This is a genomic window from Burkholderia sp. E168m15, assembly GCF_016586105.1.
In the GTDB taxonomy this organism is placed as follows: domain Bacteria; phylum Pseudomonadota; class Gammaproteobacteria; order Burkholderiales; family Burkholderiaceae; genus Burkholderia; species Burkholderia orbicola.
Window position 1 is genome coordinate 20,003 of the sequence record NZ_BCPO01000173.1, and the last position, 16,395, is coordinate 36,397.

Below are 16,395 nucleotides of genomic sequence, written 5' to 3' on the forward strand. Positions count from 1 at the left end.
GCGGCAGATCCTGTCTGCCGCGACGTCGGACAGCCGGCCGCGGTCGCGACCGGTATGGGATCGGCGTCAGGCTGTCGAGGTCGCGTCTGGCAGCGCGCCGCCGATCGCCGCGGGCTGGTTGCTGGCCAGTTGCGGTTCGTTGGCTGCCGTCGGGTCCTGCTGCTTCGCCGGATCGACCTTGGCGAGTTGCGTGGCGGCCTGCTCGGCCTTGTCGCCCTCGTAGCGCCAGTACAGGAACTTCTTGCCGCGCTTGCCCATGAAGTACTGACGGTTGACCGACCAGCGGCTCGATTCGGCGAAGCCGACGTGACCGTCTTCCATCTGCTTCTTGAAACCCGCGATCGAGTCGTGCACGTAGTGATCGAAGAACCGGTCGAACGTCGCGCGCGCCGCCGGATCGATACCCCCCAGCCAGTTGCCGGTGACCCGCGTGGCCGCGTCGATCGCCTTGTACTGCTCCGAGATGGTCCGGGTCAGGACGCCCCCGTTGGCGCGACGGATGAGATCCGCATCCTCGTTCCATTCGCGGTCGGTAATCGCCATGTAGGAATTCACGCCGCCCGGCGGCTTCAGCCGGCCGTCGTGCAGACGCCGGCTGCGGCTGGCGCGCCACTGGTAGTAGCGGTTCATGTGCCAGATGATCTGCGACTCGAGCCGGCCGCTGTTCGACGCCACGCCCGCGCGCCGCTCGTTGCCCTGCCCCATGTACACGTTCCAGGCCGTCTCCAGCTCGGGGGAAATCGCGAACAGCCCGCCGGCCGATTCCACGATCTCCTTCGGCTCGCGAAACGGCACGCCGGCCTTCCACGCGTCGATATAGAGATTGTTCAACGCGACGTTGGCCAGCTCGTTGGTGCGCCCTTCCTGATAGTTGCGCTCGTAGCCGCCGCCCACGTCCGAGTGCATGCCGGGGTAATACACCTCGCGACAGTTCGAGGGAAGCTTCTGATCCTCGCGCACCGAGTCGCCGGGGAATTTCTCCCGGACTTCATGCGATGCGACATAGTGAACACACTCCCGCACGTAGTCCGGAATGCGGATGTCGTTCGCCCATTCCGCATGGCCGCCCTTGTCGATGCTGTGGAGCATGCCGCCATAGACCGGCCCGAGGATCGCGCCGACGATGTAGGGCGCCGCCTTCTCCAGGCGGCTGCCGCCGAAGCCTGTCGACGCCACCGTATCGAGAATGCCCATGAAGTAGACGACCACTTCGGGACGCATCCCCTTCATGTTCTTCTTGTTCCACCAGAGCCGACCGCCGATGTTCTCGGCCAGCTGCTCGGTCAGCATGCGGACGAACGCCCGCGCCTCCGTGGCGCCGCGCGAGAAGCCGAACGCGGCCACGTTGATCTGGCTCACGGCCGGCATGTGGTTCGCCACGTGCTTTTCGAGCTCGCGGAGCATCCAGCGGATGCGCGCCTCGCCCTTGCTCGCGGCCGCCATGCCGAGCGCGCCGTCGATACCCTTGCCCGAATCGCCGACCTTGCTGCAGGGTGTGCCGACGCCCTCGACGTACCGGCCCATCGTGCGCGGATTGGCCTTGTTGAACGGGACATGAGCAAACATCGCGAGCTTGGCGATGTTGCTGTACTTGGTCTTCGCGACGTCCGTCGAACCGTTGCCGTCCTCGCCGTAGTTGTTGCCCGTGCCGTCGAAGAAGGCCGTGAACCACACGGGTTTCGGACACTCCTTGCATTGCTCGACCCGCAGCGGATCGAGCGCCTCGCGATGCCCGTTGCGGATCGAGTCCTCGACCGGCGTGATATCGGTGATGCGTCGAATGAGGGGGGGATTGCTCATGGCGGTTACGCTCCTGTTCCGGTCACGCGTCCAGCGTCAATTCCACTGGGCCGGCTTCTTGCGCCCATAGAACGGATTGGGAATTTCCTTCAGGCACGCGCGGTCGGTCAGCTTGCGCTGCGCGTCGCGCTTCGACAGGGCCACCTTCGGGTCCGGGCCGTCGGCGCCGAAATCCATGTCGCCTTCCACGCGGCCATCGGGGAAGAAGTGCAGCACGATACCGCCGCTCTTGTCCTTGACGGGCGGGCGCGTGACCGTGATCTCGCCTTCGCACCACGCCATCCCCGGCTGGGTTTCCCGGTGCGTGTACGGGTCGTAGTTCGCGGACGACGCTTCCATCGCGCGCTTGTCGACCACGCGCTCCCACCACACCTTGAACGTCTTCGGGGTCTTCCAGCGGAAATCCCACGCGAGACTCGGGCGCGAGCCGCCGCCGCCGGACCAGTATTTCGCGCTCCGCGGCGTGGCATGCGCGCCGTCGGCGCTCGCCGCGTCGTCGAGGCTGTTCTTGTCGGGCGGCAGCAGATAGACGCCGTAGATGTCGTAATCCGTATAGTTGAAGGACCCGGCGGTGATGATGTCGTAGTTCGGGTCGTTCCATTTGTTCACTTCGCCGGGCGCCAAACTGTCCTTCTCGGCATCGTTCACGCTCTTGCTGCACGCAGCCGTGGAAAAAACCATCACGGACAGCAAAGTGATCCAGCAGCGGTTCATATTGAACTTCCTTCTCTTCCAGTCGATTTCATTCGAGTCGCGTGGCGCACGCGCCATCACCCGGCCGCTTCCTGCATCCGCCGCCAGTCCTCCGCCGGCACCCGCGCCAGCGCCTCCGGAAACGCCTCTCCCTGCGCCACTGCGTCGAACACGGCGGCCATCGCCGGATGCTCGTCGAAGCGCGCGCCGTAGCGCAACGCCAGTTCGCAATAGATCAGCAGCGACGCCGCGCTTTCGGCGCCGTGCGCCTGGCAGCGTGCCAGTTGATCGCGCACGAAGCCGTAGTGCTGCGCGGCCGGCAATGACGCCAGCAGCGCGGGCTTTTCGACACGCAGCCGCTCGAGCATCGTGTACGGATAGCAGGCGGCGAGCAGATCGTCTTCCTGCGCCTGGGTCAACTGCAGCGGAAACTCGGCGGCCTGCCTGACGGTGGCGGGCGCGGCGATGTCCGCCGTCCGGAGCTGCAGCGCGGTATCGCGGTGAATCCAGTGCCGCACGCCCTGCGCCAGATACGCGCGATGGGCGGCGGGCAGCATGTCGAGCCAGAACGGCAGCACGCGCGGATCGAAGAAGCGCATCAGCATCACGCTCTCCATCTGCTCGAGCTGGACATCGACCATCGGCGCCAGATGCGCGGCCAGTCGCTCGAGCGACAGCGGCGACACGAGCACGCTCGCCGCCGGCCACGGAATGCCGGGCGGCTCGATCGCGTCCGCAGCCTCGGCGCTGTCGGCGGCGGGCTGCCATTCGAACAGCAGCGGCCCGACGACTCTCGCCTCGTCGTCGGCGTCGTCGAGCAGCGAGGCCGCGACGAACGCGGGCCACGACGCCTTGTCCTCGTCCGGCAACGTATCCAGCAATGCGCCGTCGATCAGGACGTAAGCGCGCAGCCCGTCCTGCGACAACAGCGCCGCCTGCAGCGCGTCGGCCGCCTGCGCGGCGATCAGGTCATTCGTCATGCGCGGCCCTGCCTCACGCCTTGGCCGCGAACGGCGACGCCATCGATGCCGCGTTGACCATGCACGGCGCGCACGCCGTGCCGGGGAACGCGCGCGCGGGCACCGGCAGGCTGTCCGGCCCGATGAACGTATGTGACGCCGCATGCGCGGTGAATTCGCCCTTGGTCCCGTGCACGATGCCGCTGCCGTTCCAGCGCGTATAGCTGGTCCCGCCGTTGATCAGGACTTCTTCTTTCGCGGTGATGGTGATGCGGTTCGCATCGACCTTCACGTCCAGCTTGGCGAGCACGTTGACGCTGTCCTTGAGCGCCTGGATGTCGATGTCGGCCGCGGCGGCCACGAGCCGGATGCCCTTCTCGAACGCGGCGACGCGCACCGCCTCCTGCGCGCTGACCAGCATGCTCTTGCCCGCGCCGATGCTCGTGTGGGCGCCGCTCGTCAACGCGACGTGCTGGTCGCTCGCGACATGGGTCGACCCCGTCGTCGTCGCCAGAATCCCCGCCGGGCTCGCGAGCGCGAGGAACGGCTGCGCGAACTCCGGAAACTCGCCCTGCTGCGGATTGCCGCCGCTGCCCCTCAGGCCGTCGTTCTGCGTCCTGAGCGCCTGATGGACGGCATCCTGATCGCCGGACTCCTGCGCCTTCACGTCGTGCGCGGACCCCGACAACGATTCGTGCAGGTCGTGCGCCTTGTCGAGGCGCGCGACGGTCTCGCCGATGTCGGTCGCATGGGCACGCGCGTCGTAGCGCGCCTCGCTGGTCACGAGCAGGCCCTTGGCCGCCCGTACCGCGCCATGCGCGTCGGTCCGCAATTCGAAGCCGCGGGCGCGCTGATCGGTGCGCCCCTGGGTCGCGTCGATGCGGACGTTGTGCCCGAGCGTCAGTTCGCTCGCGTCGGTATCGCTGCGCAGCTTCAGCTGGAGCTGCTGCGGCGTGTCGTCGAGCAGCACGTGGTTCGAGCGTCCGCCCGCCGCATTGCCGCCGTCGCCCGACAGCTCGCGACTGCGCAGGCCGGTCAGCACGTGCTGGTCGGGCAGCGCCCACGGCGGCATCCGTTCCGCGTTGTACGTGGTGCCCGACACGACGGGCCGGTCGGGATTGCCGTCGAGGCACATCACGAGCACCTCGCTGCCCACGCGCGGATGCGCGATCATGCCCTTCTCGCCGCCCGCCCAGCCGGCGGCCACACGAATCCGCGCGCTGATCTGCGCCGCCCGATCCCAGTGATAGACGATGCAGACGCGCCCGTACTCGTCGACGTCGACGCTGCCGGCTCCCTTCGCGCCGGCAACGGTCGCGGTTTGCGGCGCCAGCACGCGCACCGGTTCGCTGTTGAACCCGCGCCCCGGTCGCCACGGCGTACGTCGATGGCCCGCGACGAAGCGGTTGCGATACTCGGGCTTGCCGTCGGCCTGCAGGTAATTGTTCGCCGCTTCGTGACGGGCTTCGAGAATCAGGTACTCGTGATCCTGCGGGCTGCCCGACGCCACGCTGAAGTGATCGGACAGCTGGAACCAGCGCCCGGGCAGGATGCCGTGATGATTGCCGGCCGCGTCGAAACGCGTCGCGGCCGCCTCGATCTCTTCCATCCGCACACGCGCGAGCGCGTCGCCGGCGCGCGTCTGCTTCGCGAAGCCGTAGTGCCCCACGTATTCATGATGCTCGACCTGCGGCGCGACACCCGGCGGATGCAGCGTCGGAATCTGCGCGTGGGCCGCATGCGGCGCCTTGAAGTCGAACGCCGTCGCGCTGTAACTGCCGGCGGACAGCGACCGTACCGCGGACCATTGCGAAATGGCGTCGGCGGCCATCGGGCCGTCGTGCGTCTGGAAGCGGATCTGCGGCGAGCGGCCGTCGACGGCCGGGCACTGCACCGTGCTGTCGTCGCCGACGATCAGCTTCACGCCTTTCTCGTCATGCTCCCACCAGTACAGGAACCCGACGGCTTCCAGATGGCGAACGATGTAGTTCCAGTCGCTTTCGCCGAGCCCCCCGCCCTGGACGTTCATCGTGCGTGCCGGATCGTCGCCGCGCACGCGCCACTCCCACGACGGCGCGAGCCCCTGATAGTCGGCGAGCAGCGTGCCGATCTGCTGCTGCAGCGATTGGCCGAGGAACAGGCGGTTGTTCACGCGGGTCCGCAGGAAGTGACTCCACGGGCGCAGCACCGCGCGATATTCCGCGATCGAATCGTCGTTGCGGACCAGCGAAAACTCGGTGCAGTAACCGGTGAAATAACGCAGGCCGCCGTCGGGGCGCACCATCGACACCGCGAGCAGCTTGCCCAGCATGTCGGCCAGCGTGACGCCCGCCTCGCCCGACAACAGCGTCACCTCGAACGTGAAATCGATCCCGAGCCCCTCGTGCGCGACGAGACGCTCGGCCACCAGCCGCGCCGGACGTTGCCGCCCGTACGAGTCGGTCACCGACGGCGCGTCGTCGTGGGGGAAAGACAGCGCGAGCAGGCGTTTGTCTTGCTGGAAAAACGGGGTTCGAATGAATGCCGCCAGGTCAGCCATGACCGCCTCAGAATGATTTTTCGTTCGTGTGGCAGCGGCCCGCTGCCTCCCTTAATTTTGGGATGAAAGGATATCGTAGACAACGCGCCGCGACAACATTGACGCCATGCGTCATTTCCCTAACCTGGCACGGAAAATCGGTAATAAATACAGTGCCTTGCGCGCGGCGGGGCCGGCGCTCGAACGGAGGTCGCTGCCGTGATGACGTCACCGCGTCCGGCATGCCGGCGCACGCGCGCGAAACCCGCCGGTTGGTGCGCCGGCGGCGGAACCTCGCCACGTGCTCGCCGTCTCAACGCGACCGGCTTCACGTCCCGCAGTCCCCTCCCGTCACCCGCAGCTTACGGAGCAGAACATGGCACATCGCACCCTCGGTACATCCAGCATCCAGGTTTCGCCGCTCGCGTTCGGCGGCAACGTCTTCGGCTGGACCGTCGACGAAAACGCATCGTTCGCGTTGCTCGACGCGCTCGCCGACACCGGCATCAACTTCATCGACACGGCCGACGTCTATTCGGCCTGGGTTCCCGGCAACCACGGCGGCGAATCGGAAACGATCATCGGCAAGTGGCTCAAGCGCTCCGGCAAGCGCGAGCAGGTCGTGATCGCGACCAAGGTCGGGCTCCTCGGCACGCGCGCGGGGCTGTCGAAAGACAACATCCTGAAGGCCGTCGACGATTCGCTGCGCCGCCTGCAGACCGACTACATCGACCTGTATTTCTCGCACCGCGATCTCGCCGACACGGCCCCGCTCGAAGAAACGCTCGGCGCGTATCAAACGCTGATCGATGCGGGCAAGGTGCGCATCATCGGCGCGTCGAACTACAGCGGCGCACGGCTGCGCGAAGCCGCGGCCATCAGCGTGCGCGACGGACTGCCCGCCTACCAGGTCATCCAGCCCGAATACAACCTGCTCAACCGCGCCGACTACGAACGCGACCTCGAGCCCGTCGTGCGCGAGCTGAAGCTCGGCGTCGTCAACTACTACGCGCTCGCGAGCGGGTTCCTGTCGGGCAAGTACCGCAGTGAAGCCGACCTGAAGAAGAGCGTGCGCGGCGATCGCGTCGCCGGCTATCTGAACGAACGCGGGCTGCGCATTCTCGCGGCGCTCGACGCCGTATCGGCGAAGCACGGCACGCAGCCGGCCGCGATCGCGCTCGCCTGGCAGATCGCGCGGCCGACGATCACCGCGCCGATCGCGAGCGCGACGTCGCTCGAGCAGCTCGCGCTGCTCGGTGAAGCGATCCGCGTCACGCTCGATCAGGACGACGTTCGTCAGATCGACGAAGCCAGCGCGTCCTGAAGTCCGTGGCGCTGGCGGCGCCGGCCGTGGAACCGCATCGCGGTTCCACGGCCGGCCTGCGATGCGCGCCAGGTGAATGAATGCAATGGCGGGCAGCCGATGGCCGCGCGGTTCGACCGCGCTTCCTCGCGCCGAACCTGCACCACACCTCGCGCGCCGCAAACGAAAACGGCGCGTGATGCACGCGCCGCCGCCGAACCATCCGCAAACCGCCGTCAGCCCGCGGCCTCGCGCGCCGCATCGCGCAGCGCCATCGGCGACGCGCCGTAGCGCTCGCGGATCGCGCGGCTGAAATGCGCCTGGCTCGAAAACCCCCAGCGGAACGCGATCTCGCCGATGCTCGTCTTGCGCAGCCGCGCATCCGTCAGCTCGCGATGCGCGTGCGACAGCCGTTCCGACCAGATGTGCTGCGTGATCGACTCGCCTTCGGCCGCGAAGAGGCGGCCCAGATGCCGCAGCGACAGCCCGACCGCGTCGGCGACGGCCTGCGGCGCGAGCTCCGGCTCGCCCAGATGCGTCGCGATGTACTGCTTCGCGGTCAGCAGGTACGACAGCGACGCGCGCGAGGCGCCCGCACCGTTCACTTCCGCGTCGATGAGTTCCGCGATCAGCGTGCGCGTGTGCTCGGCGAACCGCGCGGCGTCGCGCTCCACCGGCGCCTTCATGAACCGCTCGACGCTCGCGCGCAACGTTGCGCCGAGCATCGCGCCCGCGCCCGGCTTCGGCGCGATCCGCAGCGGCAGCGCGGCCAGTTCCGCATCGAGGCGGTCGTCGAACGTCGTGATCGGGATATCGATCAGCAACTGCCGCATCGGCGTGAGGAATCCGAACAGATACGGCACGCGGGTGTCGTAGACGACGAGATCGCCGGCCTCCGCGAGCAGGCACCGGTCGTGCTGGATGAAATACGCGCGCCCGCTCAGGATCTGGCACGCGAACAGCGACTCCTTCGGCAACTGGCGCACCAGCGCGGGGCTGCGCTCGATCACGTGATCCTGCCCGCTGATGTCGGCGATGCCGAGGCCCGGCAGCGCGATATCGGTCTTCTCGGCTTCCAGCCCGGCCGGCGACAGCGACGAGCAGCGCAGGCCGACCAGCGTCGCTGCGTTGAACGCATCCCAGTACGCCATCCGGTCACGCGCCGGCACGTCGGCCGTCGAGCCTCGCGTGCGTGAAAAAACGGTCGAATTCGTCACGTCGCCTCCTGCTGGCGCCTGTCGTGCGGAGCGGCACGGATTGGGGGGATGGTTCGTCTGGATTCTGGTGCGATGCAATGTCCGGCGCGGTCAAGCAATGCGTCCCGCCCAGTCAAGAGCGGCGCGCGCCGGCTGGCTAAAGTCGAGCCCACGACAACCCATGAAGGAGACACCCCGTGGTCGACAAAGCCGTATCCGAATTCTGGCAAAACATTCCGGCGATTGCCAATCCGTTCAAGCCCGATGCGCTGCCCGAAGCCTACATCCCGAACGCGGCCACCGACGACGAGCGCTATTACGTTCCGTTCACCGAAACGGTTTCGTCGCGGCCGCTGTGGATCTCGCCGTCGCAGAACAAATGGTGCGACATCCTGATGGCGAAGGAAGCCGGGCTCGTGAACCGGCACTATCACCCGCACGAGGTGTTCGCGTACACGCTGTCGGGGAAATGGGGTTACCTCGAACACGAATGGACCGCGACGCGCGGCGATTTCGTGTACGAGACGCCGGGCGAGGGCCACACGCTCGTCGCGTTCGATCACCCCGAGCCGATGCGCGCGTTCTTCATCGTCAAGGGCCCGCTGATCTGGCTCGACGACGCAGGCAATCCCGACGGCTACTTCGACGTGCATTCGTACATCGCGATGTGCAAGGCGCATTACGAGAAGGTCGGCCTCGGCGCGCAAGCGGTCGAGAAGCTGTTCCGCTGACGCGGCGAGGCTCACGATGACGCCCCCCTCCTCCTCCAGGCGCGCCTGGACGTACGAGAACAGGCTGCTGCTGATCCTGTTCATGACGTTCGGCTTCGTGTTCTTCGACCGCCTCGCGCTGTCGTTCCTGTTTCCGTTCATGTCGGCCGAGCTGCACCTGGCGAACACGCAGCTCGGCATGGTGTCGTCCGCGCTCGCGCTCACGTGGGCGCTGTCAGGCGCCGCGACCGGCGCATGGTCCGACGCGCGCGGCACCCGCAAGCCGCTGCTGGTCGCGGCCGTGCTCGGCTTTTCCGTGTGCTCGGCGCTGTCGGGGCTCGTCGGCGGCTTCGCGAGCCTGATCGCGTTTCGCGCGCTGATTGGCATCGCCGAAGGCCCCGTGCTGCCGCTGTCGCAATCGCTGATGGTCGAGAGTTCGACGCCGAGCCGCCGCGGGCTGAACATGGGCCTGCTGCAAGGCTCGGCCGCCGGCCTGCTCGGCGCGATGATCGGCCCGCCGGTCGTGATCGGCATCGCCACCGCATACGGCTGGCGCGAGGCGTTCTACGTGTCGTGCATTCCGGGCTTCCTGATCGCGTTCTGCATCTGGCGCTGGGTGCGCGAAGTGCCGCCCGGCGGCGTGCGCCACGTGCACGCCGATACCGCCGCGGTACCGGCCGCAAGCGGCGCCGAGTTCAGCCGCTGGGCATTGCTGAAGGAGCGCAACATCCTGCTCTGCGTGCTGATCAGCTGCTTCTTTCTCACGTGGTTCGTCGTGATCATCTCGTTCGCGCCGGTGTTCCTCGTGGAAAGCCGTCACCTGGCGCCGTCCGACATGGGCGTCGTGATGACCTGCCTCGGCGCCGCGTGGGTGTTCTGGGGCTTCGCCGTGCCGGCGATCTCCGACCGGATCGGTCGCAAGCCGACGATGATCGGGTTCGCGCTGATCGCGGCCATGTGCCCGGTCGTGCTGATCCACGTCGGCTCGGTCTGGGCGCTCGGCGCGCTCGTGTTCGTCACGTATACGGGCCTCGGCTGCTTCACGCTGTTCATGGCGACGATCCCGGCCGAAACGGTGCCGCCGCGAGCGATCGCGAGCGCGCTCGGGCTGATCATGGGCGCCGGCGAGCTGATCGGCGGCTTCGTCGCGCCGACCGTCGCCGGCTTCGCGGCGGACAGGTACGGCCTGCAGTTCGCGATGTGGACCTCGACTACCGGCGCGATCCTCGCATGCGTGCTGTCGTTCGGCCTCGTCGAAACCGCGCCGGCCGTGCTGCGCAAGCGCGCGCCCGCAGGCGCCGCGGCCGGCCGCCTCGATACGCACAATCTCGGAGGACGCTGACATGCGCGCACTTCAATGGCATGGCCCGCGCGACGTCCGTCTCGTGGAAATCGACACGCCGCGCGTCGGCCCCGGCGACGTGCGCATCGCGGTCGCGTATTGCGGGATCTGCGGCAGTGACCTGCATGAATACGCGGACGGCCCGCACGCGATTCCGGTCGATGCGCCGCATCCGCTGTCGCGCCGCACCGCGCCGCTGACGCTCGGCCACGAGTTCTGCGGCACCGTCGTCGAAGTCGGCGCCGACGTGACGACGCTGCGCGCGGGCGACCGCGTCGCGGTCGAACCCGAGTATCGCTGCAGCCAGTGCGCGTACTGCCGTTCGGGGTCGTACAACCTGTGCGTGTCGATGGGCTTCGCCGGGCTGATGGGCGACGGCGGGATGGCCGACTTCGCGGTCGTGCCGGCCTACATGCTGCATCGGCTGCCCGACGGCGTGAGCCTCGAACAGGCCGCGGTAATGGAGCCGGCCGCCGTTGCACTGCATGCGCTGCGGCGCGGCGAACTGCGGCTCGGAGAGACCTGCGCGGTGTTCGGGCTCGGGCCGATCGGCCTGCTGCTGATCATGCTCGCGAAGCTGCAGGGCGCGACCACGATCGTCGCCGTCGACGTGTCGCCCGAACGGCTCGCGGCCGCCACACGCTTCGGTGCGACGCACGCGTTCGATGCGCGCACGCTCGATGCCGCCGCGCTGCAGGACGCGATTCGCGCGGCCACGGGCGGGCTCGGCGTCGATACGAGTTTCGAGGCGGCCGGATTGCAGGCCACGTTCGAATCGGCGATGCGGGCACTGCGCAAGGGTGGTCGTGTCGTGATGGTCGGCCTGATGCCGCACGCGGGTTTCGACGCGTTCCGCGCGGTCAACGACGAGTTGACCGTCACCACGAGCGTCGGCTACCGGCATGCGTACGAAGACCTGCTGCGCATCGTCGCGTCGGGCGCGCTCGACCTCACGTCGATCGTCACACGCACCGTGTCGCTCGAGGATGCCGTCGCCGACGGCTTCGACGCGCTGCTCGCCGATCGCGCGCAGATCAAGATCCTCGTTTCACCCGCGCAACGGCCGGCCCGTCGCGCGTCCACCACCGGGAGCATCGAGCATGAGTCGTCAGTGGGCGTTTGACGGGCAGTCCGTCGTGGTGACGGGCGGCACATCGGGCATCGGCGCGCGCACCGCGCTGCGGTTCGCGCAGGCCGGCGCATCGGTCGTCGCGCTCGGGCTCGACGCCACCGGCCCGCATGCGCCCGTGCATGCCGGTGTCCGATGCGTGGAACTCGACGTGGCCGACGGCGCGGCGCTGACGCGCACGATCGCCGCGCTGCCGCGGCTCGACGTGCTCGTCAACGGCGTGGGCATCAGCCGGCACGCGGATGAATACCGGATGGACCAGTTCGAGCACGTGCTGAACGTGAACCTGACGTCGGTGATGCGGGCATCCGACGCCGCGCGGCCCGCGCTGGCGGCCAACGGCGGCAGCATCGTCAATATCGCGTCGATGTACACGTACTTCGGCAGCAAGGACCGGCCCGCGTACAGCGCGAGCAAGGGCGGTATCGCACAGCTCACGCGTTCGCTCGCGCAAGCGTGGGCCGATCACGGCATCCGCGTGAACGCGGTCGCGCCGGGCTGGATCGACACGCCGCTCAGCAGCGCTCTGATGGCCGCCCCACTGGCATCGCGCCGCATTCTTGAGCGCACGCCGCTCGGGCGCTGGGGCACGGCCGACGAAGTCGCGGAAGTGATCCTGTTCCTGTGCTCGCCCGGCGCGTCGTTCGTCACCGGCGCGGTCGTGCCGGTGGACGGCGGATATTCGACGGTCTAGCGCGCGGCGCGCGGGCCGCGGAAGGTCGCCGGATCGACGCGACCTGCCGATACCCGTTGCGCACCACCGCTTCCTTTGACCGTCGCCGAACCGGGTTCGCCCGGTTCATGTTTCTTCATATCAATCAGTAGTCCAATTAAAAATATCCGGCTCGATCGGATCATGTGAGGAGCACTTTGGAGATGACGAAAAAGACCTTTCTGGCGCTCGCGGCCTGCACGTTTCCGGCCGCGGCGTTCGCGCAGAGCAGCGTGACGATGTTCGGGCTGATGGATACCGGCATCAGCTACGTCAGCAATCAAGGCGGCCACGGCGCCGCGAAATTCGACGACAACATCTTCTTTCCGAACCTGCTCGGCTTCGAGGGCAAGGAGGATCTCGGCGCGGGCACGCGTGCGATCTTCCGGCTCGTCAACCAGTATTCGCTCGGCAACGGCGCGATCATCGGCGGCGGGCTGTTCGCGCGCACCGCCTATGTCGGGTTGCAGAACGACCGGTACGGCACGCTGACGCTCGGCAACCAGTACGAATTCATGGTCGATGCGCTGGCCGCCAGCGGCAACGAGATCGCGCAGGATCTCGTCGGCCTGTACGGCTTTCGCAACGGGCCGTTCGATCGGCTCGCGCTGCCGAACAACCCGACCGGTGCGTTCGACTGGGACCGCGTCGCGGGCAGCAATCGCGTCGCGAATTCGGTCAAGTACACGAGCCCGTCGCTGTCGGGCCTGACCTTCGGCGCGCTATACGGTTTCGGCAACGTCGCGGGGTCGATCGGCGCGAACAACACGGTCAGCGTCGGCGCCAGCTACGACCACGGCCCGTTCGGCGCGGGCGCCGCCTATACGAACCAGAAATACGGCGCGGCCGACGGACTGCCGCCCACCAGCGTACGCAACTGGGGCGCGGGCGTGCACTACACGGTCGGTACGGTCACGGGCAAGGCGCTCTTCACGACCGTGCACAATGCGCGCAACGGCGCGGGCGCGTGGTCGGCGGAAGCCGGTGCCGCCTGGCGGCCGTCGCCGGTATGGGTGATCGGCGCGAGCTACACGTACATGAAAGGCAACGACACGCTCGACGACACGCACGCGCATCAGTTTCTCGCCGCCATCCAGTACTGGCTGTCGAAGCGCACGATGGTGTACGTGGCCGGTGTGCATCAACGTGCGAGCCACGGCGGCAACGCGCAGATCAACGGCGTGATGGACGCGAACGGCGCATCGAGCGGCGCGTTGCAGTCGATCGCGCGGGTGGGGTTCAGTACGCGGTTCTGATCCGGCGCGGACGCGAACGGTCGGCGTTCCGGCAGCCCGCGCTGTTCGCCGACAACGCGATTGCGCGCGCAGGTCACAGAAACAGCAGCGCCGGATTCAACGCCGTTTCGTCGCACGGCTGCGCGCGCCAACCCAGCGCCACCGGCACCGAATACAGTCGCCGCGCGCCGAAACGCGGCCAGAAATGGCACAGCCCCGGTGCGATCACCTGCACCACGGACAAGCCAATGTCGGGCCGCGTCTTGTCGACGACGAGCACGTCCATGCCGGCTGCCGCGATGCGCTCGACACACTCCGCGATCACCGCCGGTAACGACGCGGCATCGGGCCGCCGCCACGTCGAAGGCGTCGTTGCCGGCATACCTGCCGCCGGATACAGAAATCCGGTCGACGAAAGCGTGTCGCGATCCCATGGATGCGGCGCATCCGCCGCGATATCGAGCAACTGGTTGACTTCGGTCAGCGCCCGCTGCACCGCGATCCGGCCATCGGGATGACAGCCGAAACCGATCGAGAAACGCCCGTCCTGCGGATTCTCCGCGAGCGCGACCACGGTCGGCACCGCGAGATCGGTCGTGATGTCGAGCGCCCATACGCGCCATCCGAACGTCGCGTATTCGTGCACGAGCGCGTCGAAATACGGATCGTCGAAACCCGCGAGATCGATGCCGGGGCGCGCGATCCGGTTGTACCACCAGATCGCGACCGCATCGCGCTCGATCAACTCGAGCATGCCTTGCAGAATCGCCTCGTCGAGGCTCGAGCCGGCGGCGCAGCCGTTCGGGTTGTGCACGCAGGCGGCCGTGGCCTGCGCGCTGTCGGGCGTTTCCGCGTAGCAGTAGCTCAGCGGCACGAGGCGACGCCGGCCGTTCACGAGCGACCACGCAGGCGTCCAGTCGATCACGTCGTGCGACGTGAAGCGCGGCGGCACCTGCTTGCGCACATCGCGAGTCAACGCGTTGATCGCGTCGCGCGCGTCGAATTGCCGTTCGCTGAACTGCTGAAGCGCGTTCACATGGATCGGCTCGGCGTCGCAGGCCGGATCGGCGCGCAGGCTGTCGAGGCTGCCGGTCACCGTCGCCTCGTCGCCCTGATACACGCTGCTGAAACGTTCGAGCGCCTCGCACAGCGCGCTGGTACGGGCCTGCTCGTCGGTGCGGCCCTTGCCGGAGCAGAGCCGGTCGAACCGGTTGCTGTCCGGCACGGCGGCCGGGCATACGAGAAAGCCCGACGCATAGACCTTGCGCAGGCCCGCGTGCCGCTTCGGCATCGGATGCAGATACGCGATCGCGCCGCTGACCGGCGAGATCAGATGCGCGTGACGCGCGAACACCTGTTGCGGATCGGCGCTCCGGTAGCCGCCGTCCGTCCGCGCCAGCGGCGCATCCCCGGCGAGTCGCGGCGCCCGCGCCGCCTGCTCGCGCATCCACGCGGGATTCCCGCAGCACGGGCATTGCGGCCGCCTGACCACGCGATGCCGTTCGACGGCCAGCGTGTCGAGTCGATGCGCAACGATGTGCGTTTGCGCACGTTCCGCGACCGCGCGGTTGGCCGCGAGCTGCTCGACCGTCGCGGCCACGAGCGCGGCCGCGGCGGCGGCGGCCGCACGCGAGGCGGCCACCGGTACACGCGTCGCGTCGCTGCCGTGATGGCGCGCCAGCAGCGCCTCGACCGGCCGGTTGACGCGCATCCAGTAGCGCACGCATTCGATGCACGGCGCCTCGGCGAGCGCGGCGCCGCCGGCCAGCAACGGTCCGATCAGCGTCTGCACGCCGCCGGTCGCCACGACGAGCAGCGCACCGCCGCGCGCCGCCACGCGGGCGGCATACGCGGCGAGATCGTCGCGGTCGTGCGTATCGACGATCGCGACGGTCAGTTCGGCCTCCTTCGCGATGCCGATACCAGCCGCGTCGAACGCGCGCCGGAGCGCCGCACCGGCCGCACCGAACGTCTCCACCGCGACCCGCAGTTGGGCCATGCGCGCGCACGCGGCGTCGCCGTCGAGCCCGGTCCGTTCGAAGAAGCCGCGCGCCGCATCGTCGGCGTGCGGTGGATCGGCGCGCACGTAGCCGCGCCGCACCAGATGATCGAGCCGCGCGAGCACGTCCCATTCGCCGAACGTGCCGGCCAGCGACGTCACGATCTCGGCAATCGTCATGCGCGCCCGCAGGCACGCGGCGATCCGCACGAAGATCGCGCCGGACAGCATCGCGCGCCTGAATTCGTCGACGACGAACAGGGTCTCGGGCCCGGCATCGAGCACGAGCAGGTGCGGCTTGAAGCGCAATACGCGCGAAAGGTCATCGAGCATGCGTCGGGTTCCGTGCGACGGGTCGGACAAACGTCGCGCGGCCCCGGGCAACCGCCCAGGGCCATGCGACGGTGCGCGGGTCGGCCGCGCCCGGTCAACAGCAGGTGAACAGGTAACACGGCCCCGCGTCGCAGTAGGCCGCGAGCGCCACGGCCTCCTCGTCCAGGTGCGTCGGCTGCTCCGGTATGCCGACCGTCATCACGTTGCGCGGCAGGTTCCAGCTCCCGCCGCCTTTCCCGTCGCTCGTCCAGCCATGATCGCCGCCCGTCTTCTCGATGTCGATGTCGATGATCCACGGGCACTGATAGCCGAAGTATTTCGCGAGCGTATCCAGCGGCCGGTCCAGCAGTTCGGCCTTGAACGCCGGGTCGCGCCACGAGAGCGCGATCGCGCGCAGATAGACCTTCTGAAACTCCAGCATCGATTCGAGCGTCGGATTAGCGTTGTCCTTTGCCATGTCGGTTTC

Annotated in this window: 13 protein-coding genes; 6 read left to right on the top strand and 7 right to left on the bottom strand. The window is 68.1% G+C overall.

The genetic code is table 11. The features are described from left to right. Nucleotides 1–66 precede the first annotated feature (66 nt). The 4 genes from JMF86_RS27305 to JMF86_RS27320 are packed head-to-tail and all read right to left on the bottom strand — an operon-like array spanning nt 67 to nt 5,991. Nucleotides 67–1,800 (bottom strand): DUF2235 domain-containing protein, encoded by a 1,734-nt coding sequence (locus JMF86_RS27305; protein ID WP_011548719.1) that lies wholly within the window; start codon nt 1,798–1,800, stop codon nt 67–69. A 36-nt stretch (nt 1,801–1,836) separates the two neighbouring features. Continuing rightward, on the bottom strand, nt 1,837–2,514 hold the full coding sequence (locus JMF86_RS27310; RefSeq protein WP_041489444.1) for a DUF3304 domain-containing protein: 678 nt from the start codon (nt 2,512–2,514) through the stop codon (nt 1,837–1,839). Nucleotides 2,515–2,570: 56 nt separating this feature from the next. Further along, the gene (locus JMF86_RS27315) at nt 2,571–3,473 is read right to left on the bottom strand and encodes a DUF4123 domain-containing protein (RefSeq protein ID WP_011548721.1); all 903 of its coding nucleotides are present in this window, start codon (nt 3,471–3,473) and stop codon (nt 2,571–2,573) included. A 13-nt stretch (nt 3,474–3,486) separates the two neighbouring features. Beyond that, nucleotides 3,487–5,991, bottom strand: coding sequence for a type VI secretion system Vgr family protein (locus JMF86_RS27320; protein WP_011694927.1), 2,505 nt, complete (start codon nt 5,989–5,991; stop codon nt 3,487–3,489). Between the two features lie 355 nt (nt 5,992–6,346). Between JMF86_RS27320 and JMF86_RS27325 the strand changes: the two genes are divergently transcribed. Then, on the top strand, nt 6,347–7,294 hold the full coding sequence (locus JMF86_RS27325) for an aldo/keto reductase (protein ID WP_011548723.1): 948 nt from the start codon (nt 6,347–6,349) through the stop codon (nt 7,292–7,294). A 215-nt stretch (nt 7,295–7,509) separates the two neighbouring features. Here the strand turns inward: JMF86_RS27325 and JMF86_RS27330 are convergent, their stop codons facing one another. Continuing rightward, on the bottom strand, nt 7,510–8,490 hold the full coding sequence (locus JMF86_RS27330; protein WP_006480149.1) for a helix-turn-helix domain-containing protein: 981 nt from the start codon (nt 8,488–8,490) through the stop codon (nt 7,510–7,512). A 176-nt stretch (nt 8,491–8,666) separates the two neighbouring features. Here JMF86_RS27330 and JMF86_RS27335 point away from each other — a divergent pair, with 176 nt between their 5' ends. The 5 genes from JMF86_RS27335 to JMF86_RS27355 all read left to right on the top strand — a co-directional run bounded on the left by JMF86_RS27335 (nt 8,667) and on the right by JMF86_RS27355 (nt 13,618). After that, the gene (locus JMF86_RS27335) at nt 8,667–9,200 is read left to right on the top strand and encodes a 2,4'-dihydroxyacetophenone dioxygenase family protein (protein ID WP_006480150.1); all 534 of its coding nucleotides are present in this window, start codon (nt 8,667–8,669) and stop codon (nt 9,198–9,200) included. A 16-nt stretch (nt 9,201–9,216) separates the two neighbouring features. Further along, complete coding sequence (locus JMF86_RS27340) at nt 9,217–10,521, top strand: MFS transporter (RefSeq protein WP_011694926.1); 1,305 nt, start codon at nt 9,217–9,219, stop codon at nt 10,519–10,521. A gap of 1 nt (nt 10,522) precedes the next feature. Beyond that, nucleotides 10,523–11,644, top strand: coding sequence for a 2,3-butanediol dehydrogenase (locus tag JMF86_RS27345; protein ID WP_011548725.1), 1,122 nt, complete (start codon nt 10,523–10,525; stop codon nt 11,642–11,644). Next, the gene (locus tag JMF86_RS27350; RefSeq protein WP_011548726.1) at nt 11,622–12,344 is read left to right on the top strand and encodes an SDR family NAD(P)-dependent oxidoreductase; all 723 of its coding nucleotides are present in this window, start codon (nt 11,622–11,624) and stop codon (nt 12,342–12,344) included. Before JMF86_RS27345 ends, JMF86_RS27350 begins: the two co-directional genes overlap by 23 nt. Nucleotides 12,345–12,526: 182 nt before the next feature. Beyond that, nucleotides 12,527–13,618 (top strand): porin, encoded by a 1,092-nt coding sequence (locus tag JMF86_RS27355; RefSeq protein WP_011548727.1) that lies wholly within the window; start codon nt 12,527–12,529, stop codon nt 13,616–13,618. Between the two features lie 73 nt (nt 13,619–13,691). Here JMF86_RS27355 and JMF86_RS27360 read toward each other — a convergent pair whose 3' ends face one another. Both JMF86_RS27360 and JMF86_RS27365 read right to left on the bottom strand, forming a co-directional pair. Beyond that, nucleotides 13,692–15,929, bottom strand: a complete 2,238-nt coding sequence (locus tag JMF86_RS27360; RefSeq protein WP_011548728.1) for a TOMM precursor leader peptide-binding protein — start codon at nt 15,927–15,929, stop codon at nt 13,692–13,694. A gap of 94 nt (nt 15,930–16,023) precedes the next feature. Beyond that, complete coding sequence (locus tag JMF86_RS27365; RefSeq protein WP_006480160.1) at nt 16,024–16,386, bottom strand: BMA_0021/BMA_0022 family TOMM bacteriocin; 363 nt, start codon at nt 16,384–16,386, stop codon at nt 16,024–16,026. Between the last annotated feature and the right edge of the window lie 9 nt (nt 16,387–16,395).

Bases quoted from the DNA above. Each gene is read 5' to 3' on its own strand.
- JMF86_RS27350 (WP_011548726.1), top strand. From the start codon at position 11,622: ATGAGTCGTCAGTGGGCGTTTGACGGGCAGTCCGTCGTGGTGACGGGC.
- JMF86_RS27340 (WP_011694926.1), top strand. From the start codon at position 9,217: ATGACGCCCCCCTCCTCCTCCAGGCGCGCCTGGACGTACGAGAACAGG.
- JMF86_RS27310 (WP_041489444.1), bottom strand. From the start codon at position 2,514: ATGAACCGCTGCTGGATCACTTTGCTGTCCGTGATGGTTTTTTCCACG.
- JMF86_RS27345 (WP_011548725.1), top strand. From the start codon at position 10,523: ATGCGCGCACTTCAATGGCATGGCCCGCGCGACGTCCGTCTCGTGGAA.
- JMF86_RS27325 (WP_011548723.1), top strand. From the start codon at position 6,347: ATGGCACATCGCACCCTCGGTACATCCAGCATCCAGGTTTCGCCGCTC.
- JMF86_RS27365 (WP_006480160.1), bottom strand. From the start codon at position 16,386: ATGGCAAAGGACAACGCTAATCCGACGCTCGAATCGATGCTGGAGTTT.
- JMF86_RS27355 (WP_011548727.1), top strand. From the start codon at position 12,527: ATGACGAAAAAGACCTTTCTGGCGCTCGCGGCCTGCACGTTTCCGGCC.
- JMF86_RS27320 (WP_011694927.1), bottom strand. From the start codon at position 5,991: ATGGCTGACCTGGCGGCATTCATTCGAACCCCGTTTTTCCAGCAAGAC.
- JMF86_RS27360 (WP_011548728.1), bottom strand. From the start codon at position 15,929: ATGCTCGATGACCTTTCGCGCGTATTGCGCTTCAAGCCGCACCTGCTC.
- JMF86_RS27305 (WP_011548719.1), bottom strand. From the start codon at position 1,800: ATGAGCAATCCCCCCCTCATTCGACGCATCACCGATATCACGCCGGTC.
- JMF86_RS27315 (WP_011548721.1), bottom strand. From the start codon at position 3,473: ATGACGAATGACCTGATCGCCGCGCAGGCGGCCGACGCGCTGCAGGCG.